This is a genomic window from Amycolatopsis sp. NPDC051373, assembly GCF_040689465.1.
Taxonomy (GTDB): domain Bacteria; phylum Actinomycetota; class Actinomycetes; order Mycobacteriales; family Pseudonocardiaceae; genus Amycolatopsis.
The window spans coordinates 613,120-628,951 of the sequence record NZ_JBFBAE010000001.1; the positions used below are offsets into that span (position 1 = coordinate 613,120).

The following is a 15,832-nucleotide window of genomic DNA, read 5'->3' on the forward strand; positions in this document are numbered from 1 at the left end:
CATCGAGGAGAGAGGCGAGATCCCATGGGCTACCTAGAGGTCGAAGACGGCCGGCGGGTGTACTTCGAGCACCACCGGGGCTCGGGCCGCCCGATCGTGCTGATCCACGGCTGGGGCGCGACCGCACGCTGCTGGGCCACGACCGTGCCCGCGTTGCGCGCGAACGGCAACGAGGTCGTGCTGCTGGACCAGCGCGCGTGCGGCCGCTCGGACAACGATTTCTCCGACGTGACGATCTCCGCGCTCGGCTCCGATGTCGTGCGGCTCGTGGAGCACCTCGGCCTGCGTGAGCCCGTGGTCAACGGCTGGTCCCTCGGCGGTGCGGTCGCTGTCGACGCGGCCGCGAAGCTGGGCTCGAACTGCTCGGGCGTGGTCTTGACCGGTGGCGCCACCCCGCGTTACACGTCCACTTCGGACTGGCCGCACGGCAGCGGGGTCGACGACGTCAAGGCCGTGCTGGGTGCGGCTGCCGCCGACCGCGCGAACACGTTCAAGGGCGTCGCGGAAGCCGTGTGCGCCGAGCCGCAGACGGCCGACACGCTCACCTGGCTGTGGGGGATGTTCATGGAGATGGGCCCGATCGGTGACGAGTCCCTGCTGGACTTGGCCGAGCTCGACCAGCGCAAGATCCTCGGCGGGCTCGGCGTTCGCGTGCTGTTCCTGCACGGGCGCAAGGACGCCTTCGTGCCCTTCTCCGGCGCCGAAGCCGCGCGTGACCTGTGCTCCGACGCGCGGCTTGTCGAATTCCCCAACGCCGGCCACGCGCCGTTCCTGGAGGACCGCGACACCTACCTCGCCGAGCTCACCGGCTTCCTGAACCGATGACCACCTGGCTCGTCACCGGCGGTTCGCGCGGGATCGGCCGCGCCGTCGTCGACCACGTCGCCGCCGAGGGTGACAACGTGGCGTCGCTGGCGCGTTCGGCCGGCTCCTCGCCGCCGGCGGTGCCGAACCGCGTGCTCGAGGTCAAGGGCGACGTGACCGACGAGGACTCGATCCGCCGCTGCGTGGAGGCCGTGACCGAGCGGTTCGGCTCGATCGACGTGGTGGTCAACAGCGCCGGCGTGCACCGCGGCCGCCGCATCGACGCGCTGGCCAGATCCGCGTGGGACGAGGTGCTCGCCACGAACCTCACCGGCGCGTTCGAAGTCTGCCGCGCGGTGGTGCCCAAGCTGGCGCGCGGTTCGGCGATCGTCAACGTCGGCGCGGTCGTCGGATTGCGCGGCTTTCCCGGCGACGTCGCGTACGGCTCGGCGAAGGCGGGGCTGTCGGGGCTGACGCAGGTGCTCGCCGTGGAGCTCGCTCCGCGGGGGGTGCGCGTGAACCTCGTGGTCCCGGGTTTTGTGGACACCGACATGACCGCGGGGCTCAGCGATCGGGCCCGCAAGAGCATCGTGGACAAGATTCCCGCCGGGCGCATCGGGACGACGGCCGAGATCGCCGAGGTCATCGTGGCCGTGGCGCGCTCGACGTACATGACGGGCGCGACCGTGCCCGTCGACGGCGGTCTGCTCGCCACGTTCGGCGGCGGCTGACCCGCGCGTTTTGTGTGGACCTCCAACAGCCGCACGCGAAGAGCGTTCTTCCCGCGCCCGGTCCTGGTTAGCGTCGGAATGCGAACCAGGGCACGCCCCACCCGTAGACGGAGAACACCGACCACCCCCACGAAGAAGGAGAACCACCCATGGACGTCGGAATGCTGCTGGTCTTCCAGAACTGGTTCGAGGACGTCAGCGACCACGAGGTCTTCACGCGCGAGCTCGAGATGGGCGTGCTGGGCGAGCAGTACGGCTTCGACTCCGTCTGGTCGGCCGAGCACCACTTCGACGACTACTCGATGTGCCCGGACAACCTCCAGATCATGGCCTACCTCGCCGGGCGCACGTCGAAGATCAAGCTCGGCACGGGCGCGGTCATCCTTCCCTGGAACGACCCGCTCCGCGTGGTGGAGAAGGCCATCATGCTCGACCACATGTCCAACGGGCGCCTGCTGCTCGGCATGGGCCGCGGCCTGGCGAAGATGGAGTACGAGGGCTTCCGCGTCGACATGAACGAGTCGCGCGAACGCTTCGACGAGGCCGCCGCGATGATCATCCGCGGGCTGCAGAACGGGTACGTCGAGAACGACGGCAAGTACTACAAGCAGCCGCGCGTCACCGTCCGCCCCGGACTGGCCGGGCACTCGTGGGAAGGCCGGATCTTCGGCGTCGCGATGTCGCCCGACTCGATCCCGGCCGTAGCCGAACTGGGCGCGCAGATGATGACGTTCATGCAGTACGACTTCGCGCAGCACCTCGAGGCGATCGACCGCTGGCGTGGCCTGCACCGCGAGAAGCACGGCACCGAGCCGGGCGCGCCGTTGATCCAGGACTTCGTGTACTGCCACGAAGACCCTGAAGAGGCTAAGCGCATCGCGCACGAGCACATCTCGCGCTACTTCCTGTCGGTGATCAAGCACTACGACTTCGCCGGTTCGCACTGGCGTGAGACGAAGGGCTACGAGGCCTACCAGGCCGGCGCCGACATGATCCGCGAGGCGGGCATGGAAACGGCGGCGAGCGCGTACGTCGACGCGAACATCTGGGGCACACCCGAGGAGATCGTGGAGAAGTACGCCGCTCGGCGTGAGCAGGGTGGCGAGCTGATGGCCAACGCCGCGTTCTGCTTCGGCGGCCTGCCGCTGGACAAGGCGGAGGCGAGCATGCGGCTGTTCGGCGAGAAGGTGGTGCCGCAGCTGCACAAGATGTCCTCGCGCGCGCCCGCGGGGGTGTGAGGCCGGGCCGTGGCCCGGGTTCCGGGCCTCGGCACCTTCTCGGATCTTCGGGCTTTCGGGCTTTCGGACTGGAGCTGGATGGAAACCGTGACCAGACCGGCATTCGCCGAGCAGTTCCGCGAAGTGATGTCGGGCGTGTGCACCCCGGTCTCGGTGGTGACCGCCCTCGACGGCACGCGGCCGCACGGCACGACGGTGAGCGCCTTCGCGTCGCTCTCGATGGACCCGCCGATGGTGCTCGTGTCGCTCGACCGCACGTCGGACCTGCTGACGGTGGTGCGGCGAGCTGGGCGCTTCGGGCTGAATGTACTCGAAAGCGGCCAGGCGGAGCTCGCGAAACGCTTCGCCCGCAAGGGAATGGCCAAGTTCGACGGCGTCAGCTGGGAGCTCGAGGACGACCTGCCGCGGCTCGCGGGCTCGTCCGGCTGGGTGGCGTGCGCCGTCGAGAAGTTCATCGAAGGTGGTGACCACGTGGTCGCGCTCGGCCTGGTGGAGGCGGCGGACTCGCGACCGCTGGCGCCCTTGACCTACCACGCGCGCACCTTCGGCACCCACGCGCGGACGGACGACTGATGGCGCCGGGCGAGCAGGTGCAGCACGCTGTCGCAGCGTTGGCGCAGGGCCGCCTGGTCGTGGTCGTCGACGACGCCGACCGCGAGAACGAAGGCGACCTCGTCGGTGCCGCGCGGACGATGACCGCTGAGCAGATGGCGTTCCTCGTGCGGCACACCACGGGGATCGTCTGCGCGCCGATGCCCGGCGAGCGCGCGGACGCGTTGCGGCTGCGGCAGATGGTCGCGGACAACACCGACGTGCACGGCACGGCGTTCACGGTGAGCGTCGACCACTTGGCGAGCGGCACGGGCGTGTCGGCCGCGGACCGGACCACGACCGTGCGGGCGCTGGCGGACCCGGCCACCAAACCCGGTGAGCTGCGCCGGCCCGGCCACGTGTTCCCGCTGCGGGCGCGTGAAGGCGGCGTGCTGGTGCGGGCCGGGCACACGGAGGCGGCCGTCGACCTGCTGGCGATGGCCGGCGCGGGTGACGTCGGCGTGATCAGCGAGCTCGTGGCCGACGACGGGTCGATGCTGCGGGGCGCCGCGGTGGAGGAGTTCGCCGCGCGGTTCGACCTGCCGCTGCTGCGGATCGCCGACCTCGTGCGCTACCGCGGCGCCACGGAACGCCTGGTGGAGCCCGTGGCGAGCGCGGCCATGCCGACGGCGTTCGGCGACTTCCGCGCGGTGGCGTACCGGTCCGTGCTCGACGGCACGGAGCACCTCGCGTTGGTGCGCGGCGACGTCGCGGCGGCCGGGCAGTCGGCTGCCGGTGCCCTGGTCAGGGTGCACAGCGAATGCCTCACCGGCGACATCCTGGGTTCGTTGCGGTGCGACTGCGGCGCACAACTGGAGTACGCGCTGCGGGAGATTGCCGCCGAGGGGGCCGGGGCGGTCATCTACCTGCGTGGCCACGAGGGCCGCGGGATCGGGCTGGCCCACAAGATCCACGCGTACGCGCTGCAGGAGCAGGGTCTGGACACCGTCGAGGCCAATCTCGCGCAAGGCCTGCCGGTCGATTCGCGCAGCTACGGCATCGGCGCCCAAATCCTGACCGACCTCGGCGTGCGCCGGATGCGGCTCATCACGAACAACCCGGCCAAGTACGGCGGGCTCGAGGGCTACGCGCTCGACATCGTCGGGCGCGTGCGCCTGCCCGTGACACAGACGCCGCACAACGTGCGTTACCTGCGGACCAAGCAGGAGCGCATGGGCCATGACCTGGGCGTACTCGCTTCGGGCATGGACGGGAGCGGGTGAGGTAAGGCACCCTCAGACGGAGTCCGGATTTCAACGGTGAAGGCGGATCCCATGCGCGATGCTTCGGTTCGGTCCCTGGTGCGCCCCGTGGACCCGTCGCACCGTGAGCGTGAGGTCATCGCCGCGTTCAGCGAGATCACGACCGAGGCCATCACCACCACGCGGCTCGAGGACCTGCTGGGCCTGCTCGGCAAGCAGCTGTGCCACCTGCTGGGCGTCACGCGCTGTTCGGTGTACCTGCGCGACGGCGACGGCCGGTTCCGCGGCGCCGCCGGCTACTGCGAGAGCGAGGGCGACATCTCGGCCGCCGTGCAGGCGCAGGAGGCCGGCATCCAGGGCGACCGGTTCAGCCGCGAGGTCATCGAATCGGCCGCGCCCGTGCTCATCTCCGACGTGCCGCGTGACCCGCGGCCGCACCGCCGCACCATGGAGCACTGGCACGTGCGCGCGATGCTCGGCGTGCCGCTCGTGTTCGACGGCAAGGTGATCGGCCTGATCTTCGTCGACAACGTGCAGAAGGACCACGTGTACGCCGACGAAGACGTGGCGCTCGCGGAGCTGTTCGCCCGGCTGGGCGCGTTGTTCCTGCGGCAGGCCATGCTGAACGCGCACCTGAAGAACAAGGCCGCCGAGGTCGTGCGGCAGAAGAACACGCTGGCGTACCTGGCGGACGTGCACCAGAAGCTGACCAACGCCGTGCTCGACGGCGCGAGCATCCAGACCGTGGTGACGCTGCTCGGTGAGCTCTCGGCGAAGCCCGTGGTGCTGTACAACGAGGATTTTCAGGTGCTGGCGTGGTCCGCACCTGCGGGGTTGAAGATGACGCAGCCGCCGGAGCTGGCGGCGCGGATCCGCGAGTTGCCGTCGGTGAAGCAGGCACTGGCTTCGTTGAGCGCGAGCTGCCCGTCGACGATCGTGCCGCCGACGCCCGCCGTGTGGGTCGGGCGCCGGCACCTGATGTGCCGGCTGATCATCGAGGGTCAGCCCAGCGGGTACCTCGGGATCGTCGAGGTCGGGCGCGGGCTGGAGGAACTGGACACGAAGCTCGCCGAACACGGGGCGACGGTGCTGTCGTTGCAGGTGCTGTCCGAACGTCGCCAGGCGGAGGCCGAGGGGCAGGCGCGGGAGGACTTCCTGTCGGATTTGCTGCACCGAACCCGCGATGCCGAGCAGCTGGCACGGCGGGGGCCGCAGTTCGGGGTGAATCTGGCTCAGCCGCACGTGCTGGTGCGGTTCGCGTTGGACAACGCGAGCCAGAACGTGAGTGTTTCGGTGGGGCGGAAGTTGGTGATCCGTTCTCTGGCCACGGTTTTGTCGGTGTCGGAACCCGCCGCGGTGAGCTTGCCGGGCGCGGTGGTGGCATTGCTCTCGCTTCCCGAAGGCTCCGAACCTCGGGATTTGCGCGCCGCCGTCGACGAGGTGCGCTTGGCTGTGGGCCCACGGCTGCGGGTGCGGACCGCGGTGATTTCGGGAGTGTGCCGTTCTCCGGAGGATTTCCCCCTGGCACACAGGGAATTGCGGGAGATCGATGAGCTGGCCACGTCGTTCGGCTGGTCCGGTGGCGTGGTGACGGTGACTGAGCTGGGGTTGTTCCGGCTCGTCGCGTCCAGCGGGCGGGTGAAGGAGGCCGTGCAGTTCGCGCATGAGACGATCCGCCCGTTGCGGGAGGCGGACTCGTCGTTGCTGGAGACGTGGCGGGCTTTTGTGGCTGCGGAGGGGCGGGTTCAGGGCACTGCATCGGAGCTGGGCGTGCACGAGAACACGATCCGGTACCGGCTGGGGAAGATCGGGAAACTGATCGGGCAGGATCCGGGTGCGTTGGATTGTCTGCTGCAGTCGAGGATCGCTTTTCAGATTCTTGATTTGGCCGGTTGGTGAGTTATTTTTGCAGGATTTCGGCGAGGGTGCCGAGGTTGTCTTGCATTCCTCGTTTGAACAGCTTTTCGGCCAGGGGTCCGAGTAGTGCGGCCGGGCCGGGGAGCCCGGCTCCGCTGATGGTTCCTTCCAGGGTGAGCTGGGTTTTGCCTCGTGTCGGCTCGACTTTGTAGCGGTAGACGAACGGTGTCGGGCCGCTGAGTGAGGTGAACGTGACTTCTTTTTCGGGGGTGAGTTCGGTTATTGCCACCTCGTTTCGGGCAGGCCCCCCGGGCAGGTTCCGGTGGACCTCGTAGCGTGTCCCGATCCCTGTGTTATCTCCTGTCCGGTCGACTCGCTGCACAGCTGAATACCACTGTGGCATGGTCGTGAAATCAGCTACGAACTCGAATACCTCTTTGGGTGGTGCGTCGATTTCCATGGTCAGCTCGAAGGTCATTTTGTTTTCCTTCCTTCGGCGGCAAGACGGTTCTCGAACGCTCGCCCTGCCGGTGATTCCTGGGTAAAGTTCTTGAGGAAATCGAGAAACGCTTCGACGTCGGTTCCTTTGGCTGCTCGGTCGAGCTGGTCGTACAGCTGATCCTCGATCTCGGCGACCCGCTCAGCCTTGGTGCGCCCCGTTTTCGTGAGCTCCAACCGCACCTGCCGCCGATCCTGCTCACTCGCGGTCCGCTCCACGAGCCCCGCTCCCACCAGCCTGTCCACGATCCGGCTCGGACTCGCCCCGGTGTCGCACACGAGCATCTCCCCGAGCTCCCGCAACGCCATCGGCCCGTGCCCCGCGAGGATCCGCAACACCTCCGACTGCGCCGGCGTCACCCCGATCTCCCCCAGCTGCACCGTCAATCGGCGGTTGCCTTCCCGCTGCGCCGCGAGGATGAGGTAGCGGAGCTGCTCGGCCCTGCGCACTTGGCCTCTTTGTTTGGTGGCGTGACATGTATGTCGTGACACCGATTACACGCCTGCGGGGCTCCGGTGTCAAGGGTGCCGATTGATCAGGCGCTTCCGCGGTGTTAAGAGTTCGCTGCCAACGAGTGACGGACGGAAGAGACTCAGCCGTGAATGACCAGGTAGCTGCCGATTTGCTGGAGATCGTCGAGGCGCTCATGCCGGGCGTTTCCCTCGGCTCGGCTTGCCTGGCCGGCCACGGCAATATCCACCATGTCGTGCTGCTTCCCGGTGTCGCGGCTGTGCGGATCAGCCGGCGCCCGTCGGCGGCGGAGGCTTTGCCGCGCCGAACGGAGTTGCTTCGGGTGATCGCAAGCGCGGGGCTGCCGTTCGCGGTACCGGAACCGCTGACACCGGTGACGATGTTCGGCGATCGCGCGGCAGTCGCCGTCTCCTGGATCGACGGTGCCGGACTGCCGGAGGGCGAGGGGGATCCGGCGAAGATCGGCGAGCTTCTGGGTGCTTTGCGGGAGCTGCCTCTCACTGCGGAGCTGAGAACTGCGCTGGACGCGCCGGGCAGGGAGGGTTGGGCGGACGTCCTGGCCCAAGACGTCATCCCCCGCCTCCCCGCGAAGTGGCGCGACGAAGGCCGACAGCGCCTCGAACGGGCGCTGGCTCTCGAACCGGTCGCGGATTCGCTCGTGCACGCCGATCTGGGCGGCGAGAACGTCCACTGGACCGAGGACGGCAAACTGGTCGGCGTCCTGGACTGGGACCTGGCCCTGCCGTTCGACCCGGCGATCGACGCCGCCTGCATGGCCTGGCACGGCTGGCACCACGTCCGCGGAGCCGTCGGCGGCAAGACCTACCAGCGCGCCCAGGTCTGGGACGCGGTGTTCGGCGTCGAGCACTTGGTGGCAGTGCTCAACGGCAGGCGCTTGGCCAACGTCGACAGTTACGTGGCACACATCGTCGCGTGGCTGGAGCGGGACGCGGACCGGTCTTTCGCATAGCCGGCCGGCCGCGGTGGCAGTGTGAGCGCGGGTTGTCAGAGCTCCGACGCACTGCTCGGAACCGGAGTTGTCCGGCGCGCCCGTTTGGCGCCGAAGGTGTGCAGGCTTTCGCGGAACCGGAGTTGCTCGGAGCGCACGTTTGGAGCGGGAAGTGTCCACAGGGCTTTGCGCGCGAGCGTAGTTGTGCACAGGGCTTCGCTCACGACCGGAGTTGTCCACAGATTCAGGCCGATCCACTTTTCGGGGCCCAGCAAAGATAGACTGGAATGGGGACGCCCCCCTTGAGGAGGGCGGGGGCTGTCTGGCTGCCGGCGGTGGCGCACATCTCTTGCAGGGCAGGGAAGTTTGGCTGGCCGTCAGAGGCTTCTCCGGCGTGCGCCCCACCGCACCGGCTGTCGACTTCGCAGAGACCGTGGCGGTCGACGGGGAAGACCGGGACGCCGAGCACTTTGAGCCGCCGCGTGGCGAAGCGGAGCCCGCGGGGAAGCGCCTGAAGCCGAAGCCGTTGAAGTTGCTCAACCTCCGAGGCACAGGGGTAACAGCGGCGATCAGCCAGACGCCCTCGCGCATAGCCGCAAACCAAACACAGCCACCAGGGACCGGCCCCCAGATCAGCCCTTCACAACCGGCGCGACCTGCTGCGCCCACTGCCAAGGCGCGGCCGTGCCGCCCGGCAGGGAGTTGAAGTACTCCCAGCCGTCGACGCCGCCGAAGTCCGGGTACTTCGCGGTGAGCGAGCGGATCGTCGACTGCAGGTGTGGCAGGTCGACGTAGCCGCCGCAGTTGGCCGGGTTGGTGACGGTGCCGGCGACGACCTTGGCGGCCGGGACGACGCCGTGGCGGATGATGGCGTCGTAGCCGGCGGTGTCGGACAGGGAGCCCCAGCCGCAGTAGAACTGGGTGTTGAACCAGGAGATCTGGGGGCCGCGGTCGCGGTAGAGCTGGTCGTAGTTCAGGCCCGAGAGGCCGCGGCCGCCGCTCAGTTCCGGGGCGACGGGGGCGAAGGTGATGAGGAAGGACGGGCCGAAGTCGGTGCGCAGGGCGTCGATGAGGCGGACGACCGAGGCGTTGTCCACCGTCTCTTCGATGTCCAGGTCGATGCCTGACAGCGAGTGGTCGCGAAGCAACGCGCGAAGAGGCGGGTAGTAGGTGTCGAAGTCCGAAGCGAGCCGCTGGAAGCTGCCCTGCGCCGCGCCGCCGAGGAAGGCCAGTGTGTGGACGCCCTGCGAGCGCAGGGTGCCGAGGTCCTGCCACATCGGCGTGAACTTCGCGGACGACGGCGGGTCGTCGTTCACGTGGACCACGCCGCCGGAGTCGAGGTGGATCGCGCCGACGACGACGTCCGTGACGCCTGCGTTGTGTTGCGTGAGGCTGAGCGGCGAGACGTACGCGCTGCCGTTGTAGATCGTCTGGTAGTACACGATCACGCGCCGCCCGGTCGCGGCCGAGGCCGGCACGGTGCCGCACACCGCCAGGAGCACGGCCAGCGCGGCCGCCGCGAGGTTCCTCATGGTCCAGACCTTACGTGGCGGACCGTGCTCGCACCACCACCGTCCGTAGGATTCCGCGCGGGGCCGGACCGGGGTGATCGGCCGTCGAACCCCAGACCCCAGAACCGATCCCGGCTCCGCGCGAAACACCTCGAGAAATCTCAGCAGCGGCCGAGCATGTCCGTCAGCGCGGACTTCTCGGCGGAGTTCACCGTGAGCTTGAACTTCGACTTCACCGCGACCCACATGCGGGCGTAGGTGCACCAGTAGCCCGTGGACGGCGGCTTCCACTGGTCCGGCGACCGGTCGCCCTTCTCCTGGTTGACGTTGTCCGTCACGGCGATCAGCTGCGGGTCGGACAGGTCGTTGGCGTAGGCCTGGCGCTGCGCCGTGGTCCACGACGAAGCACCGGTGCGCCACGCATCGGCCAGCGGCACGACGTGGTCGATGTCCACATCGGACGCCGCGGTCCAGGTCGCGCCGTCGTAGGGCGAGACCCACTTGCCCGAGGTGGCGGTGCAGCTGGAGTTGGTGACGACGTTCGTGCCGTCGCGCTTGAGCACGACCTCACGGGTGTCGCAGTTGTTCCCCTGCTGGATCCAGTGCGGGAACTTGTCGCGGCTGTAGCCGGTCAGCGAGCCGTCGGCCTTCACGGTGAGGCCGGCGAGCTCGCTCTTGGCCGTCGTGGCCGACGGGATGCCGGGCGGGGTCGCGTCGGCGATGCCGACCATCGTGCCGCCGAGCAGCGTCACGCCGACGAGGACGGTCAAGGAGTTTCGGACACTACGCGCTGTGGGCATATCGCTGCCTCCGTGTCGAGTGTGGGACTGATTCACCCTCGACCACGGAAGTGGCGCAAGCAACACTTACGGGTGACATGTAACAGACCTTCAGTGAACAGAAAGTGCTGTTAGGCCACCTGGCGCAGAACTATCGGATGAAAGCGGTCACGGTCGGATCAGGCGCAGGTCTTCGGTGTGGCGGTACCAGGTCCGCTTGGTGACCTCTCGCGGGTGCGCGACGCCGTCGCTCACGAGCGAAGTGGTCGGCAGGCAGCCGAGCTGGAAGGCGCGGCCGTGGAACACCGCGGTGCGCTTCACGAGCTTCCCGCGCGTCACCCGCGCGACCAGGCCGTTCTCGTCCGAGGACACCTCGACGGCGGCCGCGGTGCCGTCGAACGCCAGATGCTCGTCGCTGTACGCCTGGCCCTGGACGTTACGCAGAGTGGCGCGCCCGGCCAGGATGCCGCCGGTGTCGTCGCGCACGAGCGGCACTTCGGAGGCCGAAGCGTCGAGGGCGATTTCGAGCGCTTTGACGGGGTCTGTGGGCAGTCCCCAGAGCGCCGCGACGGCCGAACCGGACTCGGAGGGCACGAACCCGACCGACACGCCCGACACCCGATCGGTACGCAGCAATCGCACGAGCACCGCCGAGAGGTCAGCGTCGGTCCCCGCGACGATCAGACGCTCGTGTTTCCCCAGCAAGGGATCGATTTCCGCCTTGCCCGGAAGCGCTGAAACGCGGACGATGGAGACGTCCGGGAGGCCCGTGAACGAGTGCGGATCATCACCGCAGACCACCACGATTCCGCGCACGCGCACGTCCTCCGTTACAGTCATGCACCGGCATTTCCCAGCGCCACCCCGTGTCCCATCGGGACACTTTCCCTGTTGCCGAACACCTGGAGTGTCACATGCCGGCGATCGTGCTGATCGGTGCCCAGTGGGGGGACGAAGGCAAGGGCAAGGCGACCGACCTGCTCGGTGACCGCGTGCAATGGGTCGTCCGGTATCAGGGCGGCAACAACGCCGGCCACACCGTCGTCCTTCCCAACGGCGAGAACTTCGCCCTCCACCTCATCCCGTCCGGGATCCTCACACCGGGCGTGACCAACGTCATCGGCAACGGTGTGGTGGTCGACCCGGGCGTGCTGCTCGACGAGCTCGCGGGTCTGGAGGAACGCGGCGTCGACACGAGCGGGCTGCGGATCTCGGCCGACGCGCACTTGATCATGCCGTACCACGTGGCCATCGACAAAGTCACCGAGCGCTACCTGGGCAGCCGCAAGATCGGCACCACCGGCCGTGGCATCGGGCCGTGCTACCAGGACAAGATCGCCCGCGTCGGCGTCCGCGTGCAGGACCTGCTCGACGAGAAGATCTTCCGCCAGAAGGTCGAAGCCGCGTGTGAGTTCAAGAACCAGGTGCTGGTGAAGGTGTACAACCGCAAGGCGCTCGACGCGAACCAGGTCGCCGACGAGGTGCTCGCCGCCGGCGAGAAGTTCGCGCACCGCATCGCCGACACGCGGCTGCAGCTCAACCAGGCCCTCGAGCGCGGCGAGACCGTGCTGCTGGAGGGTTCGCAGGGCACGCTGCTCGACGTGGACCACGGCACGTACCCGTTCGTCACGTCGTCGAACCCGACTTCGGGCGGCGCGAGCGCGGGTTCGGGCATCGGCCCGGGCCGCATCACCACCGTGCTGGGCATTCTGAAGGCCTACACCACGCGCGTCGGCTCGGGCCCGTTCCCGACGGAGCTCGACGACGAGGCCGGCGAATACCTGCGCAAGCAGGGCGGCGAGTTCGGCGTGACCACCGGCCGTTCGCGGCGCACCGGCTGGTTCGACGCCGTGATCGCCCGCTACGCCGTGCGCGTCAACGGGATCACCGACTACTTCCTCACCAAGCTCGACGTGCTGTCGGGCCTGGAGAAGGTGCCGGTGTGCGTCGGGTACGACGTGGACGGCCGCCGCACCCACGACATGCCGATGACGCAGACCGACGTGCACCACGCCGTGCCGGTGTACGAAGAGCTGCCGGGCTGGTTCGAGGACATCTCGAGCTGCCGGACGTTCGACGAGCTGCCGGCCACCGCTCGGTCCTATGTGGAGCGTCTCGAGGAGCTCTCGGGTGCGCGGATCTCGGCGATCGGCGTGGGTCCGGGTCGCGAGCAGACGATCGTGCGGCACGAGTTCGTCTGACGGGTGTTTCGCTCAGCTGACGGGCGTTCTCGACGAACGCCCGTCAGCCCATGCCCGTCCGATTGGTGAGGGTGTTGGTGGCGGAGAGCTCTTCGAGGTCCAGCTCGACGAGGACCTTGCGCAGCACCTCGTCGTCGAGGCGTCCGGCGCGGTTCTCCGCGATCATCGCCGCGCGCTGGGTGATCAGCAGCTCACGCCGGGCCTGCGCGAACTTGGCCTGGGGGCTGGCGCTGCGCTCCTCGCCGGACAGCGTGATCGCGGCCCGCGCGAAGCGGTAGCGGGTGTCGACAAGCCGTTCCAGACGTTCTTCCAGCCGCTTCATGCGGTCCGGCGGCAGGTCCGCCTTGGACATCGCCGCCTGCGTGATCTCCTTCAACCGCGCGTGCGCTGCCTTCTGCGCGACTTCCCGCGCGGCCAGCTCCTCGGACTGGTCGCGCGCGGCCTCGGCCGGGTCCTGCACCTTGAGCCGGCGGATCAACGGCGGCAACGTGAGGCCCTGGACCAGCACCGTGCCGATGGCGACGGTGAACGCGAACAGCTGGATCTCCGGGCGCCCCGGCGTCCCGAACGGCACGGCCGACGCCGCGGCGAGCGTGACCACACCGCGCATCCCGGTCCACGACACCACGGCCAGCGCCTGCCACGAAGCCGAGTCTCGCGTGCGGCCGAACAGCCGCAGTGTTCTCGGCAGGTAGCTCGACAGGAACACCGCGGGGATCCGCACGGCCATCGTCACCAGCAGCACCACGATGGCGACGATCGCGAGGGTACCGTTGTCGCGGGCCGCGCGATCGGCGCCGTCGAGCACAAACGGCAGCTGCAGGCCCATCAACGCGAACACCAGCGCTTCGAGCAGCACGTCGATCGACGTCCACACGGACCGGTCCTGCATGCGCGTGGCCGGGGACGCGCGCAGCGACCGTTGCCCCAGGTAGAGGCCGGCCGTGACCACGGCGAGCACGCCCGAACCGCTGAACTCCGAGCCGAACGGGTGCAGGTGCTCGGCCGTCACGTAGGCCGCGAACGGCACGATGATCCCGAACGCCGACTCCAGCAGCGGGTCTTCGAGCCGCGAGCGGATGAACACCACCACGAACCCGGCCACGAGGCCCACGGCGATGCCGAGCACCGTTGCCACCGCGAACACACCCAGACCGTGGCCGATCGACCCGGCCATGCCCGCGACGGCGGCGAGCGCGACCTTGTACAGCGTGAGCGCGGCGGCGTCGTTGACCAGGCTTTCGCCGGTCAGCACGGTCATGATCCCGCGCGGCAGTCCGAGCTTGCGCCCGATCGCCACGGCGGTCACGGCGTCGGGCGGCGCCACGACGGCCCCGAGCACCAGCGCCGACGCCCACGGCAGGTCGGGCAGCAGCAGGTGCACCACGAACGCGACGACCACGGCCGTGACCACCACCAGCACCACCCCCAGCCCGATGATCGGGCGGAGATTCGCGCGGAAGTGCGTGAGCGAGCTGTCGAGCGACGTCGAGTAGAGCAGCGGTGGTAGCACCACCGTGAGGATCAGCTCGGGCTCCAGCTCGATCCGTGGCACGCCGGGGATCAGCGCGACCCCCAGCGCGACCACGACGATCAGCAGCGGCGCCGACACGTTGTAGCGCCGGGCGAGCGCGGTCAGGCCGAGCGCGCCGGCGAGGACTCCGACCAGCGTGAGGGTCTCCATGCCCGCATCTTCACCCAGGTTGATCTCGGACGACGGGTCACGGGCAGGTCGTGTCGCGCCCGGGCAGGTGATCTTCGAGCAGGAAATCGGTGAGCCGGCCGGCGGTGCACGCGTTGGTGAGGTCCACGCCGTGGCCGACCTCGTCGATCGTGGTCAGCTCCGCGCGGCGGCCGAGAGCGGCGCGCATCCGCAGGGCGCCGGAGTAGGCCGTGGAGGGGTCGGCGTGGTTCTGGAGCATCAGGACGTTGCGCGGGCCGTTCGCCGTGATGGGCACGGGCTGGTGCACGGCATCGCGCGGCCAGAAGGCGCACGGTCAGATCTCGGCGAGCATTCCGTTGGTGAGGGGGTGGGCCTGGCGTTCCTGCTGGACGGCGGCGGCGTACGTCGCCAGGTTGCGGGAGACGGGCGCGTCACCGCAGAGGACGGCGTACTGGTCGCTGGCGAGGTTGTCCGGGATCGGCTGGGTGAAGGTGGTGCCGAACGGCAGGTCCTGGCCGTCGCCGAGGGCCATCAGGCTGGCGATGACGGGGTAGGTCGCCGGCTTCTCGAGGAACGGCGGCGCAGCGATGCGCACGTCGTTGCCGGTGAGGACGCGGCCGCTGTCGAAGGTGCGCGGGTACTGGTCGAGGGCCGCGGTGATGCGGAAGTAGGCGGCTCGCACGCGGATCAGCGCGAACCCCAGTGCGACCACGACGATCAGCAGCGGCGCCGACACGTTGTAGCGCCGGGCGAGCGCGGTCAGGCCGAGCGCGCCGGCGAGGACTCCGACCAGCGTGAGGGTCTCCATCTGCGGCGAACGCGGGAAACGCCGTTTCCACGCCCTCGCCCTTCAGTCGGATCGCGGCTGTGACGCCTTCCGGCGGGGTGCTGCTGTCGAGCACGATCTTGCCGGTGTCCTGCGGGAACAGCGACGCGTAGACGGCGCCGCGGTAGGTGCCGTAGGACGTGCCGTAGTAGTTCAGGTGCCGCGCGCCCAGTGCTTGGCGGATGCGGTCCATGTCCTGGGCGACGCTCTTGGTGTCGAGGTACGGCAGGTAGGCGCCGGCGTTCTTCGCACACGTGTCGGCGACGCGGCGGGCGTGGGCGACACCTGTGCCGATGTCGCCGCCGGGCGTCGGGTACGGGTCGGCGAGGTCGGGGGCGCGGTCGGCGTCGGACAGTCCACAGAGGACTGGGGTCGAGTTGCCGATGCCGCGGTCGTCGAAGCCGATGAGGTCGTACTGGCTCAGCAGGCGCTTCCCGACGGCCGTGGTCGACCACACGCTCGGCTGGTCGAGGCCGGATCCGCCGGGCCCGCCCGGGCCGATGGCCAGCG

15 protein-coding genes and 2 pseudogenes are annotated in these 15,832 nt (G+C 69.0%); 8 read left to right on the forward strand and 9 right to left on the reverse strand.

Annotated features, from left to right (window positions below):
* The first annotated feature begins 24 nt into the window (after positions 1–24).
* The 6 genes from AB0383_RS03035 to AB0383_RS03060 all read left to right on the forward strand — a co-directional run bounded on the left by AB0383_RS03035 (position 25) and on the right by AB0383_RS03060 (position 6,465).
* Positions 25–825 (forward strand): alpha/beta hydrolase, encoded by an 801-nt coding sequence (locus AB0383_RS03035; protein WP_366184777.1) that lies wholly within the window; start codon positions 25–27, stop codon positions 823–825.
* Positions 822–1,535, forward strand: a complete 714-nt coding sequence (locus tag AB0383_RS03040) for an SDR family oxidoreductase (RefSeq protein WP_366184779.1) — start codon at positions 822–824, stop codon at positions 1,533–1,535. The genes AB0383_RS03035 and AB0383_RS03040 overlap by 4 nt, the downstream gene beginning before the upstream one ends.
* Positions 1,536–1,684: 149 nt before the next feature.
* Positions 1,685–2,773, forward strand: coding sequence for an LLM class flavin-dependent oxidoreductase (locus AB0383_RS03045; protein ID WP_364169716.1), 1,089 nt, complete (start codon positions 1,685–1,687; stop codon positions 2,771–2,773).
* A gap of 87 nt (positions 2,774–2,860) precedes the next feature.
* Entirely contained in the window at positions 2,861–3,346 is a 486-nt protein-coding gene (locus AB0383_RS03050) for a flavin reductase family protein (protein WP_364169719.1), read from the forward strand.
* On the forward strand, positions 3,346–4,587 hold the full coding sequence (locus tag AB0383_RS03055; protein ID WP_366184782.1) for a bifunctional 3,4-dihydroxy-2-butanone-4-phosphate synthase/GTP cyclohydrolase II: 1,242 nt from the start codon (positions 3,346–3,348) through the stop codon (positions 4,585–4,587). Before AB0383_RS03050 ends, AB0383_RS03055 begins: the two co-directional genes overlap by 1 nt.
* A gap of 51 nt (positions 4,588–4,638) precedes the next feature.
* The gene (locus AB0383_RS03060) at positions 4,639–6,465 is read left to right on the forward strand and encodes a GAF domain-containing protein (protein ID WP_366184784.1); all 1,827 of its coding nucleotides are present in this window, start codon (positions 4,639–4,641) and stop codon (positions 6,463–6,465) included.
* A 1-nt stretch (position 6,466) separates the two neighbouring features.
* Here the strand turns inward: AB0383_RS03060 and AB0383_RS03065 are convergent, their stop codons facing one another.
* Both AB0383_RS03065 and AB0383_RS03070 read right to left on the reverse strand, forming a co-directional pair.
* On the reverse strand, positions 6,467–6,901 hold the full coding sequence (locus tag AB0383_RS03065) for an SRPBCC family protein (RefSeq protein WP_366184786.1): 435 nt from the start codon (positions 6,899–6,901) through the stop codon (positions 6,467–6,469).
* Positions 6,898–7,302: a MarR family transcriptional regulator gene (locus AB0383_RS03070; RefSeq protein ID WP_366184904.1), complete on the reverse strand. Its 405-nt coding sequence runs from the start codon at positions 7,300–7,302 to the stop codon at positions 6,898–6,900. Before AB0383_RS03070 ends, AB0383_RS03065 begins: the two co-directional genes overlap by 4 nt.
* 242 nt (positions 7,303–7,544) lie before the next feature.
* Between AB0383_RS03070 and AB0383_RS03075 the strand changes: the two genes are divergently transcribed.
* Positions 7,545–8,363, forward strand: a complete 819-nt coding sequence (locus AB0383_RS03075) for a phosphotransferase (RefSeq protein ID WP_366184788.1) — start codon at positions 7,545–7,547, stop codon at positions 8,361–8,363.
* Between the two features lie 611 nt (positions 8,364–8,974).
* On the opposite strand, the gene AB0383_RS03080 is transcribed toward AB0383_RS03075, so the two are convergent.
* From AB0383_RS03080 to AB0383_RS03090, 3 genes are all read right to left on the reverse strand, one after another.
* Positions 8,975–9,874 carry a glycosyl hydrolase family 18 protein gene (locus AB0383_RS03080; protein WP_366184790.1) on the reverse strand — a complete coding sequence of 300 codons (900 nt, stop codon included), beginning with the start codon at positions 9,872–9,874 and terminating at the stop codon, positions 8,975–8,977.
* Between the two features lie 140 nt (positions 9,875–10,014).
* Positions 10,015–10,653 carry an HNH endonuclease family protein gene (locus AB0383_RS03085; protein ID WP_364169738.1) on the reverse strand — a complete coding sequence of 213 codons (639 nt, stop codon included), beginning with the start codon at positions 10,651–10,653 and terminating at the stop codon, positions 10,015–10,017.
* Positions 10,654–10,800: 147 nt separating this feature from the next.
* Positions 10,801–11,472, reverse strand: coding sequence for a hypothetical protein (locus AB0383_RS03090; RefSeq protein WP_364169741.1), 672 nt, complete (start codon positions 11,470–11,472; stop codon positions 10,801–10,803).
* Positions 11,473–11,546: 74 nt separating this feature from the next.
* Between AB0383_RS03090 and AB0383_RS03095 the strand changes: the two genes are divergently transcribed.
* Positions 11,547–12,833: an adenylosuccinate synthase gene (locus tag AB0383_RS03095; protein WP_364169744.1), complete on the forward strand. Its 1,287-nt coding sequence runs from the start codon at positions 11,547–11,549 to the stop codon at positions 12,831–12,833.
* Positions 12,834–12,876: 43 nt separating this feature from the next.
* Here AB0383_RS03095 and AB0383_RS03100 read toward each other — a convergent pair whose 3' ends face one another.
* The 4 genes and pseudogenes from AB0383_RS03100 to AB0383_RS03115 form a co-directional block, all read right to left on the reverse strand.
* Positions 12,877–14,517, reverse strand: a complete 1,641-nt coding sequence (locus AB0383_RS03100) for a Na+/H+ antiporter (RefSeq protein ID WP_364169747.1) — start codon at positions 14,515–14,517, stop codon at positions 12,877–12,879.
* Positions 14,518–14,554: 37 nt separating this feature from the next.
* A pseudogene (locus tag AB0383_RS03105) lies at positions 14,555–14,815 on the reverse strand (alpha/beta hydrolase); the annotation flags it as partial.
* 15 nt (positions 14,816–14,830) lie between these two features.
* On the reverse strand, positions 14,831–15,304 hold the full coding sequence (locus AB0383_RS03110; RefSeq protein WP_364170756.1) for a hypothetical protein: 474 nt from the start codon (positions 15,302–15,304) through the stop codon (positions 14,831–14,833).
* A gap of 52 nt (positions 15,305–15,356) precedes the next feature.
* Positions 15,357–15,779 (reverse strand): annotated as a pseudogene (locus AB0383_RS03115) (alpha/beta fold hydrolase); the annotation flags it as partial.
* Between the last annotated feature and the right edge of the window lie 53 nt (positions 15,780–15,832).